The sequence below is a fragment of the Methylorubrum sp. SL192 genome (assembly GCF_026672325.1).
Classification (GTDB): domain Bacteria; phylum Pseudomonadota; class Alphaproteobacteria; order Rhizobiales; family Beijerinckiaceae; genus Methylobacterium; species Methylobacterium extorquens.
Genome location: NZ_JAPPQV010000003.1, coordinates 3,425,381 through 3,447,263, shown reverse-complemented (window position 1 = coordinate 3,447,263; position 21,883 = coordinate 3,425,381). Strand labels below are relative to the sequence as shown.

Genomic DNA, 21,883 nt, shown 5'->3' with positions numbered 1-21,883 from the left:
CGCGGCGATCCCGCGCTTTCCGCCCGCCCTCCCGCCCGTCACGCAGCACGAGCGAGCCCATGCCGGACGTCGATGTCGCAAATACCAGTCTCCTGCCGGCCGGCGGAACCGGCTGGCAGGGACGACTTCGAGAGCGTCTCAAGGAGCGTCTCGGACCCGTCCGGTCCGGGCGCGCCGAGACGATCGCCGAGGCACGGCGCCGGATCGTCACCGGTGCCCTGCTCGCGGGCGACACCGTCGCCGTGCTGGCCGCCTGCGGGGGAAGCCTGCTCGTGATGGCGGCGGCCGGAGCGGCCGCCGGCCTCGCGCCGGCCATGCTGACCGGCTGGTGCGCCCTGCAGATCTGCGCACTGGCCCTGTGCGGCCTCTACGAACCGATCGAGGCGGAGCCGATCGAGCGGCTCCGCCGCCGCGGTCTGGCCGCCGCCCTCGCGTTCGCCGCCGCCATCCTGGTCGGCGGCGGGCCCTGGTCCTGGCCGTGGTCCTGGGCCGCCACCGGGATCGCCGCCCTTCTCTCCATCCCGCTCGGGCATTACGCGGAGGGGTTCGTGCGTGCGCGTCTCGTCCGGCGGGGCGTGTGGGGGGCGGCGACTATCGTCTACGGCGAGGGGGCCACCGAGCTGGCCCGCAGCCTCGCCGCGCGGCCGGAGCTCGGGCTCAGACCGATCGGCATCGTCCGCGCGGCCGATCAAGTGGTCGAACCCTTCCGCACCGTCGTGTCGCCGGGGCCAGGAGAGGACACCGAGCGGGCGGCCGAGCGCATGGCGAGCCTGCTGGAGGCGGCCGAGGTCGCCATCTGCACGCCCGGCGAACGCGAGCCCACCCGCTTCGCCTGGCTCACCCGGCACCCGTTCCGGCAGGTGCTCGTGGCGCACCATGCGCCGGAGGTGGAGACCGTGCGCCTCAAGACCCGCTGCCTCGGTCCCGTGGTCGGGCTCGTGGTGCGCCGGGCGATCTTCCTGCCGCACAACCTGCGCCTCAAGCGGGCGCTCGACCTTGCCGTGACGGTGCCGGGCCTTCTCGTCTGCGGACCGCTGATCGGTGTGCTGGCGCTCGCGGTGAAGATCGCCGATCCGGGCCCGGCCTTCTACGTCCAGCCCCGCGTCGGGCGCGATGGCCGCACCATCCGCGTGTACAAGCTGCGCAGCATGTTCCGCGACGCGGAGGCGCGGCTCGCCGAGCATCTGGCCGCCGACGAGGCCGCCCGGCGCGAATGGGACCGGTTCTGCAAGCTGCGCAACGATCCGCGCGTCCTGCCCGGCATCGGCGGCTTCATCCGGCGTACCAGCCTCGACGAGCTACCCCAGCTCCTCAACGTGCTGCGCGGCGACATGAGCGTGGTCGGGCCCCGCCCCTTCCCCGCCTATCACACCGAGCGGTTCGGCCCGGCCTTCCAGGCGCTGCGGGCGAGCGTGCCGCCGGGCCTGACCGGGCTGTGGCAGATCTCGGCCCGCAGCGACGGCGACCTCGCGGTGCAGGAGCAGCAGGACAGCTTCTACATCCGCAACTGGTCGATCTGGACCGACCTGTACATCCTCCTCGAGACGGTGCCGGCGGTGCTCACCGCCAAGGGCGCCCGCTGAGGAGGGGCCCCGGCGGCCCCTCCTCCCCTCGACGCGCTCCCCTTTTTCGATCCCGACGCAGGCGTGACCCATGGATCCGTTCCACGAAGCCGACCCGCCCGGCGGCGGGCGATCGCTGACCTCCCATTACGAGGCGGTCACCGGACACGCCCTCGCGGTGCTCTGGCGGCGCCGGATCATGATCGCCTCGATCGCCGTGCTGTCGGCGCTGGCAGCGGGGGCGGCCACGCTCGCCCTGCCGCCGAGCTACACCGCCGAGGTGCTGCTCCAGTTCGATTTCGGCCAGACCCAGGACGTGCGCGGGACGGGCAAGTCCGGCCCGCAGATCGCCCTCGAACCGGCCTCGGTCGTCGAGAGCGAGGCGCGCATCATCCGCTCGTTTGCCATCGCGCAATCCGTGGCGGGCCGGCTCGAGGACGCCGGGCAAGCCAAGCAGGCGGCCCAGGCGGGGCCTGCCGCCAAGGAGGCATCCACGGGATGGGTCGGCTCCCTGAGGCAGGCTCTCGAGAACCGGGTTCAGGCCGCGCTGCCCGCCCTTCCCGGCACCCGTCCGGAAGAAACCGCGCAGCAGGAGACCGAGCGGGACGCCCAGGCCCAGCGGCTCCTGCGCGGGCTCACCGTCGGCAACGATGCCAAGGCCTATCTGATCACCATCGGCTACCGCGACCGCGATCCGAAGCGGGCGGCGGAGACCGCCAACACCTTCGCCACCGAGTATCTCGCCCGCAAGATGCAGGCGGCTTCGCTCGCCACCGAGCGGGCGAGCCGCTGGTACGCCGAGCAGATCCAGGTCTCGCGCGGCGAACTCGCCCGGCTGGACAGCGAGATCGACGCCTTCCGCAAGCGCACGGGCTTCGTCGAGTCGGTGCGCGAGGGCGTGGACCTGCGCGAGCAGCAGTTGCGCGACGCCCTCACCGAACTCTCCAGCGCCTCGGCCAAGCGGCTGGCGGAGGAGGCCCGGCTGCAGCGCGCCGGGGACGTGATGCGCTTCGGCGGCGTGCCGAACGCCTCCGACACGACGATCTCGCCGGTGATCCAGCAGATGCTGGCCGATGACAGCAAGCTGCGCCAGGAACTGGAGCAGCTCACCGCCGTCTCCGGCGACAACCACCCCAGCGTGCTGCGGCTCAAGGCCTCGATCGCCGCGCTCCAGCAGCGGCTTCAGCTCCGCATGGCCGAGGTGCTGAAACTGGTCGAGGTCGATCTCGGCGCCGCCCGCGGGCTCGAAGCCTCGGCCGAGGCGCGGGTCGCGACCGTGCGCCGCTCGCTCATCGAGAGCAAGGCGCTCGAATCGAAGCTCCGCGCACTCCAGGCCGACGCGACGGCTGCCCGCGACCGCCTGCGCGTCCTCGACGAGGGCTACCAGACCGCCAATGCGCTGAGCGAACTCAAGCCGGTGATGGCGCAGATGCTGGCGCCGGCCAAGGTGCCGACCCTGCCCACCGGGCCCGGCCTCGGCCTCGTGCTCGGCCTCGGCCTGTTCGCCGGGGCCGGTGCCGGCTCGGTGCTGGCGCTCGGGCTCGACCGCCGCGACCGGGGCTACCGCAGCCAGGGCGAGATGGAGGCCGAGACCGGCCTGCCCTGCCTCGCGCTGCTGCCGAACCGGCCGGCGGGTGCGCAATCGGGCGAGCGCCTGGAACAGGATCTCCTCTTCCGCGAGGCCGTGCGGGCGGCCGTGGCCGAACTCGTGGCGGTGCGCGAGCCGCTCAAGGTCGTCCTCGTCACCTCGGCGATGCCCGGCGAGGGCAAGTCCGTCGTCGCCCGCTCGGTGGCGCGCTCGCTCGCGGCGATGGGACGCCGGGTGCTGATCCTCGACGGCTCGCCCCGCCGCGCGGCGATCGAGGACGGCCGCCACGGCAATCTCGGACACGAGACGCCGGCCGACGACGAGGAGGCGGAGGGCCGCATCTCGACCATCCGCCGCGTCTCCGGCCTCAAGGACGGGCACGACATCTATGCCGAGCCGACCTTCGGCATGCTCGTGCGGGAGGCGCGCGAGCGCTACGACATCATCCTTGTCGAGGTGCCCCCGGTGCTGTTGCTGGGCGACGTCGCGCTCCTGCGCCAGCACGCCGACGCCGTGGTCCACGTCGTGGCGTGGCACGGCACGCAGAAGGCCGCCGTCACCGCGAGCCTCGCCTATATGCGCCGGCTCGGGCTGACCGTCGCCGGGCTCGTCCTGAACAAGGTCGATCTGAAGCGCCACGAGGGCCGTGCCGCGGACCGCGGCACGCTCTACCGCGACTTCTCGCACTACTACCGGAACAGCGCGTGATGGGCGCGCAATCCGCAGCGAGCCCGGGGGTGGCGATCCTCGTGAGCGCGGGGACCTTCGCCTGCGCGGCCTGCGGCTCCCCCGCCGTCACCTGGCCGGCGGACCCGACCGCCGAGGCGGCCATCGCCTGCGGCGGCTGCGCCCGGCCTTTGGGCACCCTCGCCGCCTTCCGGGCCGGGATCGAGCGGGTGCTGGCCACTCACCGCCACGGGCACGGCCAGGGCGTCGAGGCTTTTCCACCCACGACCTCGTCCTGAGGTGCTGCGAAGCAGCCTCGAAGGATCCTCCGGATCCCGTGCGGTCCCCGGACAATCCTTCGAGTCTGGACGATCCTTCGAGGGCCGCGGGCGCGGCCCCCTCAGGCTGAGGCGGAGGGATGGGTTTTCCGCCTCACCGCGCGGACATCGCGGTCAGACGAACAGGATATGACCCGCGCTCAACTCGGCCTTCTGGGTGTCGGCGAGCCAGAGCGTGTCCGATCCTGAACGGATCGCGACATCGGTGCCGACATCCTGCGCCGCGGCCAGGACGGCATCGAACGAGCCGAACATCGACCGGCTGATCTCGATCGCGTCGGGCGCGGAACCGCCGGTCTCGAAATCCTCGACCCAATCGGTGCCGTTGCCGGCCTTGAACGCGAACCGGTCGGCCCCGGCCCCGCCCCAGAGATGGTCGGTGCCGCTGCCGCCGTCGAGCCGGTCGTTGCCGGCCCCGCCATAGAGCGCATCGTCGCCGGCCAGCCCGTTGAGCGTGTCGTTGCCATCCATCCCGTCGAGGTCGTCGGCGGCGTTCGATCCGGTCATCGTCTCGGCCCCGGCGGTGCCGTCGCGGTTGAGGCTGGTACCGGAGGGTGAGGCGGCGACCGGGGGCGGTGCCGGGTTGTTGCCCGTGACGACCCCGACGACGGTTCCGACCGTACCCGCCACCCAGTCGAACACGTTGTGGATCGGCGTCATCGGCGTGGCCGAGGGGGCCGACGACACGTCCGCGCCGGCCGAGGACGGCCCCCAGGCGATGTTGTTGGCCACCGCCGGGTCCGTGTAGGTCGAGTCGACGATCGACACGCCGTCGCCGGTCGCGTTCCAGATGACGGCGTTGGACAGGGGATCACCCCGGCCCTGGTCGGCGGCGATGTTGTCGAAGGAGCGGGTGTCGATGAAGGACACGTCGTCCGAATAGGACGAGAAGCCGCCATTGCCCATGTGGATCACGTCGACGTTCTGGACCTGGCCACCCTGCGAATTGCCCTCGAACATCACGCCAACGCCGCTCGGCGAGTTGTTGCCGTCGATCACGCCGTTGGTAATCGAGACGTTCTGGCTGTCGATGATCGAGACGTTGTCCTCGACATGCGACCCGTTCGGATCGTTGGTGACAGCGAAATCCGAGAGGCTGCCGTTCGGCGACTGGTAGAACTGGACGAACTGGCCCGACGGATAGAGCCCGTGGAAGTCGTGGCCCTCGATGTGGGAGAGCGTCGCGCCGGGCGACTGGCCGAGATAGATGCCGGTGCCGCTGTCCTGCAAGGTCACGTGCGAGGCGGTGAAATCGGGCGCATTGACGACCCGGATGCCCGTGGCCTCGCCGGACTGGCCCTGGTTGCCGTTGGGCGGATCGGAATGGACGATCAGGCTGTTCTCGACGGTGACGCCGCTGGAATCCTCGACGACGATGCCGTTGCCGTCGGCATGGTGAATGGTGACGTTGCGGATGACGACATTGTCGTGCTCGACGCGGATGGCGTTGCCGTCGGAGACCCAGAGATCCAGATTTTCGATGACCTGTCCGTCATGCGTCGTACGGATGGGCGTGGTGCTTGTGGTCAAACCCGTGGGCATATTTGCTCCATTTGTTAATATTACAACAAAATCAATAACTATATGAATAGAATCAGTGGATCGACCTAGCAAATCTGCAACGTAATTAATCTGCGCTAGGCCATGCGGCCTATTCGGCCTGGGAAGTCATTAACCGTAAAGCTTTTAGCCAAGGCACCGCGGCCCGATATTTTTCGCAGCGCACAACCGATGTGGCCATGTGGCCACGCTTGATCGGGCGGTAAGAGATTCGGTGGCGCGCCGCCGCCGGCCGGGGCCGCGGAGGATCCCGCGGCCACGACCGAAAGGCGCTTCGAGCCTGCCCCGCGCAGCATCCGGCGACCCGCCCGCGTCCCTTCGGACGGACGGTGCACCGGACGCTTCGCGGGAAATGCTCAGACGAACAGGAAGTCGCCGGCCGTGAGCTGCGCCTTGTGAACGTCGGCGAGCCACAGCGTGTCGGCGCCCGAGGTGATGGCGACATCGGAGCCGACATCATGGGCCGCGGAGAGCAGGGCATTGAACGAACCGAACATCGCCTTGCTCACTTCGACGACGTCCTGCGCGGTGCCGCTGAGCTGGAAGTCCTCGACCCAGTCGGTGCCGTTGCCGGCCTTGAACACGAAGTGGTCCGCGCCGGTGCCGCCCCAGAGGTGGTCGGTGCCGCTGCCGCCGTCGAGCCGGTCGTTGCCGGCCCCGCCGTAGAGGCGGTCGTCGCCGGCCAGCCCGTTGAGCGTGTCGTTGCCGCCCCGCCCGTCGAGGTCGTCGGCGAAGCGCGAGCCGGTCATCGTCTCGGAGGCCGCCGTGCCATCCCGGTCGATGCCCGTGCCGGCCGGGGCCGTGGCCGTCGGGGCCGTCGGGGACGGCGCCGGAGTCGGGGCCGGGGTCGGAGCAGGCGTCGGCACCGGGGCCGCAACCGGCGTGCTGTCGGTCGCCGTCCCGTCGAACACGTTGTGGATCGGCGTCATCGGCGTGGCCGAGGGCGCTGCCGACACGTCCGCGCCGGCCGAGGAGGTTCCCCAGACGATGTTGTTGGCGACCCCTGGGTCCGTGTAGGTCGAGTCCTCGATCGTGACGTTGTGGCCGGTCGCGTTCCAGATCAGCCCGTTCGACAGCGACGCGCCGCGGCCCTGGTCACCGGCATCGTTGTCGAAGGAGCGGGTGTCGACGAAGGACACGTCGTCCGAGTAGGACGAGAAGCCGCCATTGCTCATGTGGATCACGTCGACGTTCTGGACGTGACCACCCTGCGAGTTGCCCTCGAACATCACGCCGGCACCGCTCGGCGAGTTGTTGCCGTCGATCACGCCGTTGGCGATCGAGACGTTCTGGCTGTCGATGATCGAAACGTTGTCCTCGACATGCGAGTGGCTCGCATCGTTGGTGACAGCGAAATCCGAGAGGCTGCCGTTCGGCGACTGGTAGAACTGAACGAGCTGACCGCCGGGGAACGGCCCGTGGAAGTTGTGGCCCTCGATGTAGGAGAGCTTCGCGTTCGGGGACTGGCCGAGATAGATGCCGGTGCCGCTGTCCTGCAGCGTCACGTGCGACGCGGTGAAGCCGGACGCGTTGACGACCCGGATGCCGGTGGTCTCCGCATCGGTCTCGCCCCCGTTGCCCGTGGGCGGATCGGAATTGACGATGAGGCTGTTCTGGACGGTGACGCCGCTGACGTCCTCGACGACGATGCCGTTGCCGTCGGCGTGGTGAATGGTGACGTTGCGGATGACGACGTTGTCGTGATCGACGCGGATGGCGTCGCCGTCGGAGACCCAGAGATCCAGATTTTCGATAACCTGTCCGTCGTACGTCGTGCGGATGGGGGTGGTGCTATAGGTTTGGCCCGCAGGCATGATTGCTCCTTGAGATGCGATGATCGCAACGGAGCGGGGAACTAAAGAATGTTAGCGAGCAGATCGATTGCGTAAATCTGCAACGTACCCCGTGAGGACTACTCCCCACGAGGTATGGAGCCGCGAAAACGGTTCAGCTTAATGCTGTTTTCTCGCGGGTCTTTGTCAGAAATTTTCTGACAGACAACGGCTTGTTGCCGAACGGCCACGCTTGATCGCCCGGCCTGGGTATCGCCAGGCCGGCTGCCGAAGGTCCTTTTCCCCGAATCATGCCTTCTTACGGTCTTCGGTTGATGGGTTCGGCGAGCCGGCGCTCCCTCTCCCCGCACGCGGGGCGAGGGGACACGCACCCATCACCGAGGTGATCAGCCGGAGCCGTTATCACGCGCCTCTTCGGGCAGAGGTGTGGTCAGATCGTCTGGTTGTAGGCGCCCACCTCCGGGTGCTGGCGCAGCACCCCATCCACCGCCGCGAACATCTCGCGAAGCCGCGCTTCGGAGACCGGGCTCTCCACCACCACCACGAGTTCCGGCTTGTTCGAGGAGGCCCGCACCAGCCCCCAGGTGCCATCGGCGGTGGTCACGCGCACGCCGTTGACCGTCACGAGACTGGTGATCGGATGGCCGCCCACCGGTTCGCCCGACGCCTCGAGCGCCCGGAACCGCTCGGTCACCGCATCGACCACGCCGTACTTCACCTCGTCGGCGCAATGCGGCGACATGGTCGGCGAGCCCCAGGTCTTCGGCAGCGCCCGGTAGAGGTCGGCCATGGTCTGCCCCGGATTGCGGTCGAGCATCTCGATCACCGCGATCGCCGTGAGCAGGCCGTCGTCGTAGCCGCGGCCGACCGGCGCGTTGAAGAAGAAGTGGCCCGACTTCTCGAAGCCGGCCAGCGCCGAGAGCTCGTTGACCCGCCGCTTGATGTAGGAATGCCCCGTCTTCCAGTAATCGGTGCGCACGCCGCGGGCCTGCAACTCGGGATCGGCGGCGTAGAGGCCGGTCGATTTCACGTCGACCACGAAGGTCGCGTTCGGGTGAAGCTTCGACAGGTCACGGGCCAGCATGACGCCGATCTTGTCGGCGAAGATCTCCTCGCCCTCGTCATCGACCACGCCGCAGCGGTCGCCGTCGCCGTCGAAGCCGAGGCCGACATCGGCGCCGGTCTCGCGCACCTTGTCGGCGATGGCGTGCAGCATCGCCATGTCCTCGGGGTTGGGGTTGTAGCGCGGGAAGCTGTGATCCGGCTCGACATCGAGCGGGATCACCTCGACGCCGAGTCGCTCCAGCAGCGCGGGGGCGAAGGCGCCGGCCGTGCCGTTGCCGCAGGCGGCCACGACCTTCAGCTTTCGCGAGACGGGTTTGGCGCGCGCGACGAGGTCGTCTAGATAGATCTGAGCGAATTCGGAGACGAATTCGTAGGCGCCGCCGTCGCGGTACTGGAACGCGCCCGTGGTGACGATCTCCTTGAGGCGGCCCATCTCGTCGGGGCCGAAAGTCATGGGGCGCTCGGCGCCCATCTTCACGCCGGTCCAGCCGTTGTCGTTATGCGAGGCGGTGACCATGGCCACGCAGGGGCAATCGAGGGCGAACTGGCCGAAATAGGCCATCGGCGAGAGCGCGAGCCCGATATCCTTCACCCGCAGCCCCGCCGCCTGCATCCCGGCGATCAGCGCGAGCTTGATCGAGGCGGAGTAGGCGCGAAAGTCGTGGCCGGTGACGATGTCGGGGCGCACGCCGCGCTCATGGATCAGCGTGCCGAGGCCGAGGCCGAGCGCCTGGACGCCCATCAGGTTGATCTCCTGCGGGAACAGCCAGCGGGCGTCGTACTCGCGAAAGCCGGTGGGCTTGACCATCGGCAACTGCTCGAAGGCGAAGGTGTTCGGCTCGAGCTTCGGAACGGGCGTGGGAAAGGCCTTGGAGGGATCGAAGGACATGACAGACCTTTCGCGAGGGCGGCGGCGCACGAGAGGCCGCACGCCGCCGGAAGAGAAGCTGGAAATCGGTTGAGAGTTTAGACCAAGAGGCCGTCCTGAACCGAGGCGGGATTGACCTTCCACACCTCGATCGCCGCCACGGTCGGATTCTCGGCCGCCCCCTGCCAGAAGGCGAGGTCGAGCGTCCCGTCGGTAACCGAGACCGTCCGCGTCAGGGTCGCCGCGGTCGCCCCCGCCGTTGCCGCCGCCCAGATGTCGTAGTTGGCGACCGTGGTGCCCTCGATGCCGAGGTTGAACTGGCGCTGACCCGCCCCGCTGAGGCCGCCCGGATCGTCGGGCTGGTTGTAGATCTCGGCAAAGTGCAGGATCACCTCGTAGGAGCCGGAGGCCAGCGCGCTGCCATCCGCGTTCTTGATCGCGTAGCCGAAGCGTCCGTCATCGGCATCCGTGGTCGAGGCGCTGGCCCAGCCGAAGCGCTGGTTCTGGTAGAGCGCGTCGTCGGTGGTGCCGGCGATCGGATCGCCGTCGGAATAGGTCGCGTTCCCGTCCTGGCCGGCAACGTAGAAGCGGTGGGGGGCGGCCGCCGTGTCGGCCTCGAACACCGTTCCGTCCGCACGGGTATGGGCCGCCCCGCCGGAATTGATGGCCATGACGAGGGTGTCGGCACCGGGCGTCACGTCGATGGTGAAGGCGTGCGAGGTGGCGGCGTTGGTGTTGAGGGAGGGGCTCGCGTCGGCGACCTCCCCGGCTTTCACCGTGGCGGTGTACGACCCGTCGGCCCAGCCGCCCGCCGGCGCAGCGACGAGGTAGGTGGCGGTGGCCGAGGTGGCGCTCAACGTCGCCTTCGACTGTAGGCTGATCGCCCCGACCGCGCCTGCTCCCGTCACCGCAAGGTCACTCGCCCCGATGCTGGCGAGATCGATTCCCGAGGTGTCGTTGTAGACCACCGTCACGCTCGCTTGGCCCCCGGCGGAGACGGGCGCTGCGACATCGAAGGAGCCGATGGTCGGCGCCGTCGCGTCGGCGCCGCCGGTCACCTGCCGCACGACGATGCCGCTGAGCTTGGCGTTGTCCAGGCCGTTGATGAACTGCAGGTCGAGGGTGCCGTTGGCGCCCGCGATGACCGGGCCCGAGACGAAGGTATAGGGCGTGTTGAAGTTGCCGGTCTGGGCCACGATGTCGAGGTCGTTGAGGATGGTCTGGCCTTCGAACGTGACGTCGAACACCCGCTGGCCGGGATTGCTCCACCAGAGTTCGGCGAAGCGCAGCTCGACCGTGTAGGACTGCGTCGCGCTGGCCACGGGGATGGCGTAGCTGAAATTGCCGTAGCGCTCGGTCTGGTAAACGGTGCCGCCGAAGGCCGTCTGCAGGCCATTGCCACCCGTGCTGTCAGCGAAGGTGGCGCCGCCGGTGAAGTACTGGTCCGCCGAGAAGCTGATCCCGTCCTGACTCACCGCGCCTCCGCCCGCGTTGATCGCCGCGACGATCCCGACCGGAACACTCGGCTGGAACGACGAGCCTTGGCCGGAGGCGGCGTTGGTGTTCCCGGCGGGACTCGCATCGGCGATTTCCCCAGCCTTCACGGTGGTGATGTACTCCCCATTGATCCAACCGCCGGCCGGCGCGGCGACCAGATAAGTGGCGGTGGCCGAGGTGGCACTCGTGGCCGCCTTCGATTGAAGCGTGATCGCCCCGATCGGACCGGCACCCGTCATCGTGATGTCGCTCGCTCCGATACTGTCGAGATTGATCCCCGAGGCGTCGTTGTAGATCACCGTGACGCTGGCACTCGCGGTCGGGGTCGATGGCCCCTGGATCACGAAGGGGCCGGCCACCGACGGTCCCGTCGTGTCGACGTTCCCGCCGCCGTTCGCCTGCCGCACGATGATGCCGCTGAGCTTGGCGTTGTCGATGCCGTTGGCAAATTGCAGGTCGAGCGTGCCGTTGGCACCCGCCGTGATCGGGCCGGAGACGTAGCTGTAGGGCGTATTGAAGCTGCCGGTCTGGGCCAGGATATCGAGGTCGTTGAGGACGGTCTGCCCCTCCAGCGACACGTCGAAGACGCGCTGGCCCGGGTTGCTCCACCAGAGTTCGCCGAAGCGCAGCTCGACCGTGTAGGCCTGGCTCGCGCTGGCCACGGGGATCGCGTAGCTGAAATTGCCATAGCGTTCGGTCTGGTAGACGGTGTTGGTGAAGACCGATTGCAGGCCATTGCCGCCGGTGCTGTCGATGAAGGTGGCGCCGCCGGTGAAGTACTGGTCGGCCGAGAAGCTGATTCCGTCTTGGATCAGCGCCGCGCCGCCGGCATTGATCGCCGCGACGATCCCGCCCGCGCTGCTGGTCTGGACCGAGAAGAGCTGGGAGGCCGCGAGGTTGGTGTTGGCCGCCGGGCTCGCATCGGACACCTCGCCGGTCTTGACGGTGGCGGTGTACTGGCCGTTGGTCCAGCCCCCGGTGGGGGCGGCGACGATGTAGGTGGCGGTGGCCGAGGTCGCGCTGGTGCTCGTCTTGGATTGCAGCGTGATCGCCCCGGTCGCGCCGGGGCCCGTCACCGCGATGTCGGCCGCGGTGATGCTGGCGAGGTTGATCCCCGAGGCGTCGTTATAGACAACCGTGACGCTGGCACTCGCATCACCCGCCACGGGCGCCTGGACCGTGAAGGGCCCGACCGTCGGCTTGGTCATGTCGGTGCCGCCGCCCCCGCTCACTTGGCGTACGACGATGCCGCTGAGCTTGGCGTTGTCGATGCCGTTGGCGAATTGCAGGTCGAGCGTGCCGTTGGCACCCGCCGTGATCGGGCCGGAGACGTAGGTGTAGGGCGTGTTGAAGCTGCCGGTCTGGGCCAGGATGTCGAGATCGTTGAGGATGGTCTGGCCTTCGAGCGTGACGTCGAAGACGCGCTGGCCGGGATTGCTCCACCACAGCTCGCCGAAGCGCAGCTCGACCGTGTAGGCCTGGCTCGTGCTGGCCACGGGGATCGCGTAGCTGAAATTGCCGTAGCGCTCGGTCTGGTAGACGGTGTTGGTGAAGGCCGATTGCAGGCCGTTGCCGCCGGTGCTGTCGATGAAGGTGGCGCCGCCGGTGAAGTACTGGTCGGCCGAGAAGCCGATCCCGTCCTGCGTCAGCGCCCCGCCGCCGGTGTTGATCGCCGCGACGACCGGGTTCGTGGTGCCCGATTTGGCGGTGGTGGTGATGGTGACCCCATCGAAATCGGCGGTGAAGGCCTCGCCGTCGTTGGAGGTGGCGAGCAGGCCCACCGCCATCCCGCTCGCCTTGCCGCCGACGGTGTAGTCGCCCTGGATCGCCTTCAGCAGCGCGCTGCCGCTCGGCACGCTCAGGCTGGTACCGGCGGTGAAGGCGGCGTTCGCGTCGGTGGCGGAGGAGACCGCGCCGGTGCCGAAGCGCCAGTACGGCGTCACCGTGTTGGTCTCGAGATTGACCGCGAGGCGCAGCTGCACCCAGCTCGCGCTCGTCGCGCTCAGGAGCGCGTTGTTGGTGACGGCGCTGGTCTGGGCGACGCCGAGATTCTCCATCGAGGTCTCGAAGATCGCGCTGGTATACTTGCCCCCCGCACTCTCGCCGCGCCCGCCGAGCACCAGCTTGATGAAGTTGTCCTGGTCTCCCGTGCCGATCTGCAGGCCCGCCGAGGGGAAGCCGCCGTTGCTCGTGGCGTTCGGAATCCAGTTCGCCATCGTCATGGTGACATTGGCGGTCGCCACGCTGTCATCGAAGGTGACGCCGGCCTGCAACGCGTCCTTGAGGGTGTTGTTGCCTTCCGTGAAGTCGCCTTCCTGCACGTTCTTCAACTGGATGACGCCGCCCGCGCCGCCCGCGATGATGTTGGCCGAGGTGTAGAGGCCGCCGTCGAGGAACGGGTCGAGCCCGTTGATCATCGCGCCGGTGAGCCCGCTGCCGCCGAAGGTGCCGGGAAGCGAGCCGGATTCGAAGTTGAACACGACCGTTTCGCCGCCGGAGATCACGTCGGTGCCCGCGGTGCCGTTGTCGGGGTCGAGGGCGAAGGGGTCGAGCGTGTTGTTGATCCCGTCGCCGTCGAGGTCGAGGTTCTGCGGGTTGGTGGGGCCCGGGGTCAGCACCTTGATGTTGCCGTCGGCCAGGGTCGTGACCCAGACGGTGCCGGCGAACGGCTTGCCGTCGCCGACCGCGTCGATGCCGAGCGGGGCGCCGCCGCCCATCGGCACGACCTGCTTGTCCGCCGCCACGATCTGGCCCGCGGCGCCGACAGCGGTGTCGACCCCGCCCGAGGCGTTGCGCGGGATGATGTGGAGATAGCCCGCCAGATCCGTGACGAGGATGGCGCCCTTGATGCTCGTGGTGCCGCCGTCGGCGGTCGCCCAGGTGGTCGAGGCGGTGTATTCGGCCAGCCCGTTGAGCGAGCCCTGGCCGGTATCGAGCGCCCCGTCGCTGATGCCGCCCTCGAAGAACACGCTCTCGCGCGGGTCGGCGGTGCCCGCCGGGATCACCGAGTCGAAATCGGCGGGCAGGCCGGCGCTGCCGTGGGGCAGGAAGGTCGCCCCTGTCACGCCCGCCCCCGGCGTTAGCAGCCAGCCGGCTTGGCCGCCCACCGCCCGCACGAGGTTGGGATGGCCACCGTAATAGCCCTCCCCCGTGATCTCGTGGAGTTGGTCGTAGTTGAGCCGCTTGGTGCCGCCGTCCTGGTCGGCCGTGTTGAGCGGGATCTGGTTCTGGTTGGTCACGACGTTGCCGGCGGCATCCGACGGGCGCCCGCCCCAGCCATTGTTGGCGCCGTTGTCGTAGGTGAACATCTTGCCGTCGGAGGTCAGCAGCACGTCGTAGGCGTTGCGGTAGCCGGGCGAGTAGATCTGCACCGGGCTGTCGGCGGTGATCTTGGCCATGTTGAACCCGTCGCGCCCGCCGAACGGGCCGCTGACATCCGAGCCGTCCGGGTTCTCGTTGCCGGCCGTCCCGTTATTGGGGCGGTAGGGATCGTCGAGGGTCGGCAGGTCGTAGAGGTAGGGGTTGAGCCCGTTCGGATTCTTCAGCGTCATGGCGTCGAGCGCCGTGAGATCGACCTTGAGCACGGCCGCCGCGTAGGCGAATTCCGGCAGGCCGGCGAAATTGTTGGAGGGCGCGCCGGCATTGGTGTTGCCGCCCACCGCCACGTAGAGCGTCTTGCCGTCGGGCGAGATCGCCATGCCGTTGGCGGAGTGGTTCTCCTCCGAGCGGGGCAGGCCGCGCACGAGATCGACCTTCTTCCACGTGTCGGTCGCGGAATCGAAGGTGAGGCGCGAGATGATCGAGGAATTGGTGTCGAGATTGGTGTCCTCGCCGCCATTGCCGGCGCCGATGCGCGGGTCGCTCGAGGTGACGTAGAGGACGGGGTTGTCGGCCGTGCCGGTGACGAGGATGCCGGTGACCTGCCGCTCCTTCAGGGTCGCATTCAACGTGCCGTCGTCGTTGTGGTTGGGCAGGTTGAGGATGAGGTCGATCGTTTCCGTGTTGGTGACGACGTAGCCGTTGCCCTGCTGCGCGACGGTCAGGGCCTTGATGCTGCCGAACCGCTCGGCGACGTAGAGCCGTCCGTCCGGGCCCCATTGCAGAGCCGAGGCCAGCCCCGAGTAACCGGCAAGTGTTGACTGAGAAAACGTGACGTCGGCCATGGTCATCCCCCTCGCGCCAGACTTGAGATCAGGCTCAACATCAGACTCAACATCAGACTTGGGGCCGACCGTATCCGCGCCGGATCCGGGCTTCATGCGCGCAGCGGTATTCCGCGGCGCTCTTCCGGGCTAGGGCGCTCTCCACCGAAGTGGATACCAGTTCAGCGAAAGAGCAGGCCTCGGAACAAGGAGTAAGAGGCGTTCTCGATTGCACCATGCCGGGCGCGGAGCATTTGGGCATCGTCTCGCCGAACGGGCTCCGGACGATGCGTGCGGGTTCTCGGGTGCAGCCTCGGATTCACGGCGTCTGCCGGGGGGCCGCCCGCGTCGTCCCTGTCGACATTCCGCTTGGTTCCGGCCCGCTCGATCCGTGGCACGCGACGCGGCTTTCGTCGGGGGGACCGAGGCGTCACCGGCAGAGGATTGCGCGAGCCGGGATCGCCGAGCGCCGGCCGAGCCTCGCACCCAAGGTGGGCGGGCCGCTTTTTCGCGTGGCCGGCGGCCGGGATGGGTTCAGATGTAGTGGCGGTAGACGATGGAGCGGGTCGTCTCGTCGCCATCGCCGTCGCGGTCGGCATTCGCCGGCCGGTCGGCCGAAAGGCCGATCACCGAGACGAGCGCGAGCGGAATCACCTTAGGCGAAAGGCGGGCAACATGGCGCGCTGCGGATGCAAGGCCACGCGCGAACCGAAGCAGAATCGTCATGCGCAGGATCTCCCTTCGCCGGCACGCGTGCCACGATGCCCCATCGGTGATGCCGTTTTGTGTCAGAAATCGGCAGGACGTCGCCTCGGAGCGCCGCCGCCCGCTCGAGCGGGCGGCGATGCCCTGCGTCAGGACGCGGAACGAAGACGCCCGAACGCCCAGGCGCCGAACGCAAGAGCCCCCACGGGGGCAAGAAGAAGAGCCATCACGGTCAGCATGCTCGTCATTAGGGTCGGCCTCCCTCGCCGAATGGGTTCGCCTCCCGATCACCTGGGATCGTGGAACCGTTGCGCGCCCCTAACATGAAATATGGTTCAAGGCACCGGTAAGACCGATCACTATTGCGCCAGATCGTGCGCCGCCTTGCGGGCCATGCCCGTCGCTCCGTCGCGACATCGCGTCTCGGCAGTGATCGAGCGCCCTAGAGCGCTTTCCGATGAAACTGGCGCCGGTTCGGACAAAAGTCGCTTTTAAACAATGGCTTAGAGACGAAAGCCTGATGCCATCAGGCCGGATACGGCTCTCATCGGGCCAAAGACCTTCAGCTGGAACAGCGCGCGAAATCCGGCCTATGTCCCGATTTGGCACAGAGCACGCTGGCATCCCGCTCGCACCGGGAGGCCGAGTCGTATCGAATGAGCCGTCGATGTTTCCCAAACTCGTCGGAACCGCCGCGCTCCTCGCGGCCGGATCCGTGCTTCTTCATAGCTGGAATGCGCCGCGCTGGGCGATCACGGCCCTGTGCGTGATCGGCACCCTTGCGGCCGCGCTGTCCCTTGCTCCCATTCTGGAGCAGCCGATCGCTCCGGCCGCGGTGATGCCGGCCCCCGAGGCGCTGAAAGGCCCGGCTCCGGTCTTCGAAGGGATCTGGGATCCGGTCCATCGCCGGCAGCTCTTGGGCGAAGCGGACCGAACCGGTCTGTAGCGCGTCGTTCCGAGACGGTTATCCGAACCGATGTGACCGATGCAGAACCGCAACAGCACAGGAAAATATCAGATAGTAAAAATGGTTGCGCGCAAACAGGATCGAGCGTTCAAGTATTTGTATTTATAACAGTTATAAAACATAGATCTTGCATGCATCATTCGGTGTTTGTCATACGCAGGCACAATTCGTTGTGTCCTCTTAGGTTTTTATAACCTAAGTTAAAAGCGTACCGGAAAAGATGTTCGAAGATCGCGCCGTTTCTGCTCGGCCGGCTCCGCGTGCGGGCCAAATCGCGCGCCTGCTCGCCTCGACCTTCCTGTCGGGAACGGCCCTGTTCGGCCTCGCCGTACCGGGCCTCGCACAGGAGGCGGCCGGCGCCGTCGAGCTGTCCGAGTTGAGCGTGACCGGCGAGGGCCGCGGCGCCACGCTCGGCGGCGCGCTGTACGGCCCCGGCGGCGCCCAGGGCGCCGTGCCGGGCTACGTCGCCAGCCGCAGCACCGTCGCGACCAAGACCGACACGCCGATCCTGGAGACGGCCCAGTCGATCTCCGTCATCGGCCGCAAGCAGATCGAGGACCAGAACGCGCTCAGCATCAACCAAGCGCTGCGCTACACCCCGAGCGTCACCACCGAGCAGCGCGGCGGCGCCGGCTCGACCCGGCTGGAGCAGTTCCTGATCCGCGGCTTCAACGCGCCGGTCTTCCTCGACGGCATGGCGCTGATCGGCGGGCGCGACGCCAACGCCACGATCGAGCCCTACCGGCTGGAACGCATCGACGTCATCAAGGGTCCGGCCTCGGTGCTCTACGGGCAGTCGGGCCCAGGCGGCATCGTCAACCTCGTGTCGAAGGTGCCGCAATTCGTCCGCCACGGCGAAGTCTTCGTCCAGGGCGGCGGCTTCAGCGAGGTGCGCGGCGGCGTCGATGTCGGCGGCCCGATCCAATCGGACGTGCCCTGGCTCGCCGACCAGTTCGCCTACCGCATCGTCGGCTTCGGCTGGAACGGCGACGGCCCCGTGGACACGACCCGGGTCGAGCGCGCGCTGATCAACCCGAGCCTGTCGTGGCGCCCTTCCGCCGACACCCAGCTCACGATCATCGGCAACTACCAGCGCGATCCGTTCTCGGGCTTCTACGGCGGCTTCCCGGCGGTGGGCACGGTGTTCCCGCGCAATTTCGGCAACGGCATCATCGGCCGCCTGCCGGTGAACTTCTACGACGGCGACCGCGGCATCGAGCGCTCGGACCGGACCCAGGCCTCGATCGAGTACTTGTTCGATCACCGCTTCAGCGAGAACCTGCGCTTCCACTCGGCCGGGCGCTACCTGCGCACGCAGGGCGACTACCGCAGCGTCTACAGCGCCTTCAATCCCCGCAACGGCCCCTTCGCCAGCGGCCCGTTGATCCCGCGCGCGGTCATCGGCACCAACGTGGCGGCGGAAGCCTACACGATGGACAGCAACTTCGTCGCCAATTTCGACACCGGCTTCATCGCCCACACCGCGCTGCTCGGCGTCGATCACCGCACCTTCAGCACCCGGACGAGCGGCTCCCCGTTCCCGGACGCGCCGGACCTGAACGTGCTGGCGCCGAACTACAACATGAACATCGCGGTCCCGGCCTTCAACACGGTCTCGCGGGTCGATGCGCAGCAGACCGGCGTGTACTTCCAGGATCAGGCGAAGTTCGACCGTCTCGTGCTGACGCTGGGCGGGCGCTACGACGTCGCGCGCCAGACCGGGCCGACCCGCTCCTTCGCCGCCGGCAGACCGAGCACCCTGACGCTCCAGAACGCACCGGCCGACGCCTTCACCGGTCGGGCGAGCCTGCTCTACCTGTTCGATTCGGGCGTGGCGCCGTACGTGTCCTACAGCCAGGCCTTCGAGCCGATCGTCGCGGGCCGCGTGTTCGACCCGGCCTTCGGCACCGTCGGGCGCGTGCCCGATCCGCAATCGAGCGACCAGTACGAGGCCGGCATCAAGTACCAGCCGCCCGGCACCGACATCCTGCTCACCGCCGCCTTCTTCGACATCCGCCAGTCGAACCGTACGACCGCGGACCCGGTGAACGGCAGCGCCTTCGTCGTCCAGACCGGACAGGTCGGGGTGCAGGGCATGGAGTTCGAGGCGCGGGTGAACCTGACCGAGGGCGTCACCCTGGTCGGCGGCTTCTCGCTCCTCGACATCCGCAACGTCCGCGACGACGGCCGAACCGCCAACGACCTGACCCCCGGTCAGACGGTGCCGCTCCAGGGCCGCAGCCCGGTTCTGGTGCCGGATTCCACCGCCTCGCTGCTGGCGACCTACCGCTTCAGCGAGGGGCCGCTCCTCGGCCTCGAAGTCGGCGGCGGCGTGCGCTACCTCGGGCCGTCCTGGGGCGATGCAGCCAACACCTTCAAGGTGCCGGCCAGCGTGCTCGTCGACGCCACGCTCAACTACGACCTGAAGTACCTCGACGCGACGCTCCAGGGCTTCTCGATGCAGCTGAACGCCAACAACCTCCTCGACGAGCGCTACGTCAGCGGCTGCAACGGCTACACCAGTTGCTATTACGGCCTGCCGCAGACCGTCTATGCAACCCTGCGCTATCGCTGGTAGGAGGCCGGCATGGCTTCGCAAGGCAGCGCGCAAGGCAGAACGACGGCGCTCGAGCGGGCCTCCGTGGCCGGCCGGGTCGTCCTGGCGGCGGGCGGCGGATACGGGATCGCCGCGCTCGCCACCGCGCTGCTGTCGCTGACCCTGCCGATGGCGCGCTCCGAGGCGGTGGCGACGGCGACCCTGCTCAGCTTCGCCGTGATGGCGGGGATCGTTGTGCTCGTCTTCGCGACGCGCACGCTGCTGCGGGCGCTGCTCACCGTGGCCGGCACGGCCCTGGTGCTCGGCGCCCTCCTCTGGCTGGCGATGGGAGGATCCGCGCCATGAAGGGAAGCTTCCGCCAGTCGATGGCGTGGCTGCACACATGGTCCGGCCTGATCGTCGGCTGGGTGCTGTTCGCGATCTTCGTCACCGGCACCGCGAGCTACTACCGGCCGGACATCTCCCGCTGGATGCGCCCCGAATTCACGCGCGTCGAGCCGGTGGAGGCGGCCGCCCTCGGAGCGGCGACCGAGCATGCGGTGGCCTATCTCGGCCAGCACGCGGCCAAGGCGCGGACTTGGTTCATCGGCTTGCCGCAGCCGGACAAGCCGGTGCTCGACCTGTTCTGGCGCACCCGGCCGGGCGAGCGTCCGGGCCACGTCCTGCTCGATCCGCGGACCGGGACCGAGTCCACCGTGCGCGACACGCAAGGAGGCGACTTCCTCTACCGCTTCCATTTCGAGCTGCACATGCCGCCGCTCTGGGGGCGCTGGGTCGTCGGCCTCTGCGCGATGATCATGCTGGTGGCGCTGATCTCCGGCATCGTCACCCACAAGCGGATCTTTGCCGACTTCTTCACCTTCCGCCGTGACAAGGCGCCCCGGCGCAGTTGGCTCGACGCCCACAACGTCACCGGCGTGCTGGCGCTGCCGTTCCACGTGATGATCACCTATACCGGGATCGTCACCCTCGCGACGTTCTACATGCCCTGGGGCGTGAACACCGCCTACAAGGGCAACGCCCAGACCTTCTTCACCGAGGCCAACTGGATCACGACGCCGCGCCCGCCCGCGAAACAGGCCGCCGCGCTGGCCCCGCTCGGGCCGATCGTGGAGCGGGCGGTCGCGGCCCGGCCGGAGCCGCTGGAGCGGCTCACGATCGTCAATCCGGGCGACGCCAACGCCACCGTGGTCGCGGTGTTCGAGGAGCCGCACGGCCTCTCGCACGAGCATCCGCAAATCGCCTTCGACGGGGTGAGCGGCGAAATCATCGAGGTCCGCGACGGTGGTCTCAAGCCCGCGGCCAAGACCTTCACGGTGATGACCGGCCTGCACGAGGCGCACTTCGCCGGCACCCTGCTGCGGCTGGTGTTCTTCCTGTGCGGGGTCATGGGCTGCGCCATGGTCGCGACCGGCGTCGTGCTGTGGTCGCTGGCCCGCCTGCCGAAGCCGGGGGAGCGGCCCTTCTTCGGCCTGCGGCTGGTCCAGGCGCTGAATGTCGGCAGCATCGCCGGCCTGCCGGCGGCCATCGCCTGCTTCTTCATCGCCAACCGGCTGCTGCCCGTCGGTCTCGCCGGGCGCGAGGATTGGGAGATCCGCGTCTTCTTCGGCGCCTGGATCGTCGCCGCCCTGGTGCCGCTCCTCCGTCCGCAGCGCCGGGCGTGGTGCGAGGGTCTGGCCGCCGTGTCGGTGCTCTGCGTCGCGGTGGTCGCGGCCGACATCCTGACGATCCCCGACCATCCCCTGCGGCTGGGCGGCGGCGACCCGCTCTTCGTGTGGTTCGACGGGGCGATGCTGCTGCTCGCAGCCCTGTTCGCCGTCGCCGCCCGCAAGATCCTGCGCTACGAGGCACCGAAACGGGCTGCGAAGCCGGTCCCGGTTCCCGCCTCTCCCACCCGCCAGCCCGCGCGGCGCCCTGAGCCGACCCACGCATGACGCCTCTCGTCCTCGCCGTGAATCTGTCCCTGAGCTTTGCCGCGCTCGCTGCCCTCTGCCTGAGTCTCAACCGGCACCATGCGGAGGTCTTCGACCGCAAGGCGGAGCGGGCGGCGGTCTTGCGCCTGCGCCTGTTCGGTTGGGGGGCGATCGCTCTCTCCTTCTTCGTCGCCGGGCTGTGGGAGGGCTGGGCCTTCGGTCCCGTCCAGTGGATCGGCGCACTGACCGGGGCGGCGCTCGCGCTGGTGCTGCTCCTGTCCTACCGGCCGCGCTACGTCGCCCCCGCTGCGCTCGCTGCCCTTGCCGCTTCGGCCCTGCCGCTGGCGGTCCTCGCCGTCGCGGCCTGATGCGCCCGCTCCCGCCGCTCGAGGCGCTCGCCCATGCGAGCCGCCTGCTCGAAGCGCAGGGCTTCCACGAGACCGCCCGGAACGACCGCGGCGACAGCCGCTACCTCGCCCGCGGCGAGGGGCCGGAGCGCCTGCGCCTGTCGAACCATGCCCGCACGCCCAAGCAGCGACGGATCCATCCGGAGGTAATGGCGAGCCTCGTGATCCGCGCGCCCAAGACCGAGGCGCAGGTCGCCGCCCTGGTCGCGGCGGTCCTGCGCGACTACGCGGGCGGGCTCGCCCGGCGCGGCTGAC

Annotated in this window: 14 protein-coding genes; 9 read left to right on the top strand and 5 right to left on the bottom strand. The window is 68.7% G+C overall.

Annotated elements, in window-relative coordinates; all coding sequences use genetic code 11:
- The first annotated feature begins 59 nt into the window (after positions 1-59).
- The 3 genes from OVA30_RS16935 to OVA30_RS16925 all read left to right on the top strand — a co-directional run bounded on the left by OVA30_RS16935 (position 60) and on the right by OVA30_RS16925 (position 4,115).
- Complete coding sequence (locus OVA30_RS16935) at positions 60-1,583, top strand: exopolysaccharide biosynthesis polyprenyl glycosylphosphotransferase (RefSeq protein WP_268176138.1); 1,524 nt, start codon at positions 60-62, stop codon at positions 1,581-1,583.
- A gap of 70 nt (positions 1,584-1,653) precedes the next feature.
- A complete protein-coding gene (locus tag OVA30_RS16930; RefSeq protein ID WP_268176137.1) occupies positions 1,654-3,858 on the top strand; it encodes a GumC family protein in 2,205 nt (734 codons plus the stop codon).
- Complete coding sequence (locus OVA30_RS16925; RefSeq protein WP_268176136.1) at positions 3,858-4,115, top strand: hypothetical protein; 258 nt, start codon at positions 3,858-3,860, stop codon at positions 4,113-4,115. Before OVA30_RS16930 ends, OVA30_RS16925 begins: the two co-directional genes overlap by 1 nt.
- A gap of 153 nt (positions 4,116-4,268) precedes the next feature.
- On the opposite strand, the gene OVA30_RS16920 is transcribed toward OVA30_RS16925, so the two are convergent.
- From OVA30_RS16920 to OVA30_RS16900, 5 genes are all read right to left on the bottom strand, one after another.
- Positions 4,269-5,696, bottom strand: a complete 1,428-nt coding sequence (locus OVA30_RS16920; RefSeq protein ID WP_268176135.1) for a calcium-binding protein — start codon at positions 5,694-5,696, stop codon at positions 4,269-4,271.
- Positions 5,697-6,070: 374 nt separating this feature from the next.
- Complete coding sequence (locus OVA30_RS16915) at positions 6,071-7,528, bottom strand: calcium-binding protein (RefSeq protein WP_268176134.1); 1,458 nt, start codon at positions 7,526-7,528, stop codon at positions 6,071-6,073.
- Positions 7,529-7,937: 409 nt separating this feature from the next.
- Positions 7,938-9,461, bottom strand: a complete 1,524-nt coding sequence (locus tag OVA30_RS16910) for a phosphomannomutase/phosphoglucomutase (RefSeq protein WP_268176133.1) — start codon at positions 9,459-9,461, stop codon at positions 7,938-7,940.
- Between the two features lie 77 nt (positions 9,462-9,538).
- The gene (locus OVA30_RS16905; RefSeq protein WP_268176132.1) at positions 9,539-15,100 is read right to left on the bottom strand and encodes a malectin domain-containing carbohydrate-binding protein; all 5,562 of its coding nucleotides are present in this window, start codon (positions 15,098-15,100) and stop codon (positions 9,539-9,541) included.
- A gap of 513 nt (positions 15,101-15,613) precedes the next feature.
- On the bottom strand, positions 15,614-15,805 hold the full coding sequence (locus tag OVA30_RS16900) for a hypothetical protein (protein ID WP_042509003.1): 192 nt from the start codon (positions 15,803-15,805) through the stop codon (positions 15,614-15,616).
- A 646-nt stretch (positions 15,806-16,451) separates the two neighbouring features.
- Here OVA30_RS16900 and OVA30_RS16895 point away from each other — a divergent pair.
- The 6 genes from OVA30_RS16895 (at position 16,452) to OVA30_RS16870 (ending at position 21,882) form a co-directional block, all read left to right on the top strand.
- Positions 16,452-16,730 carry a hypothetical protein gene (locus tag OVA30_RS16895; protein ID WP_003602343.1) on the top strand — a complete coding sequence of 93 codons (279 nt, stop codon included), beginning with the start codon at positions 16,452-16,454 and terminating at the stop codon, positions 16,728-16,730.
- A gap of 241 nt (positions 16,731-16,971) precedes the next feature.
- Entirely contained in the window at positions 16,972-19,329 is a 2,358-nt protein-coding gene (locus OVA30_RS16890; protein ID WP_268176131.1) for a TonB-dependent siderophore receptor, read from the top strand.
- A gap of 9 nt (positions 19,330-19,338) precedes the next feature.
- A complete protein-coding gene (locus OVA30_RS16885) occupies positions 19,339-19,653 on the top strand; it encodes a hypothetical protein (protein WP_003602349.1) in 315 nt (104 codons plus the stop codon).
- Positions 19,650-21,242 carry a PepSY-associated TM helix domain-containing protein gene (locus OVA30_RS16880; RefSeq protein ID WP_268176130.1) on the top strand — a complete coding sequence of 531 codons (1,593 nt, stop codon included), beginning with the start codon at positions 19,650-19,652 and terminating at the stop codon, positions 21,240-21,242. The genes OVA30_RS16885 and OVA30_RS16880 overlap by 4 nt, the downstream gene beginning before the upstream one ends.
- Positions 21,239-21,589 carry a DUF3325 domain-containing protein gene (locus OVA30_RS16875; protein ID WP_012255261.1) on the top strand — a complete coding sequence of 117 codons (351 nt, stop codon included), beginning with the start codon at positions 21,239-21,241 and terminating at the stop codon, positions 21,587-21,589. Before OVA30_RS16880 ends, OVA30_RS16875 begins: the two co-directional genes overlap by 4 nt.
- A complete protein-coding gene (locus OVA30_RS16870) occupies positions 21,589-21,882 on the top strand; it encodes a hypothetical protein (protein ID WP_056115726.1) in 294 nt (97 codons plus the stop codon). The genes OVA30_RS16875 and OVA30_RS16870 overlap by 1 nt, the downstream gene beginning before the upstream one ends.
- The last annotated feature ends 1 nt before the right edge of the window (position 21,883 follow it).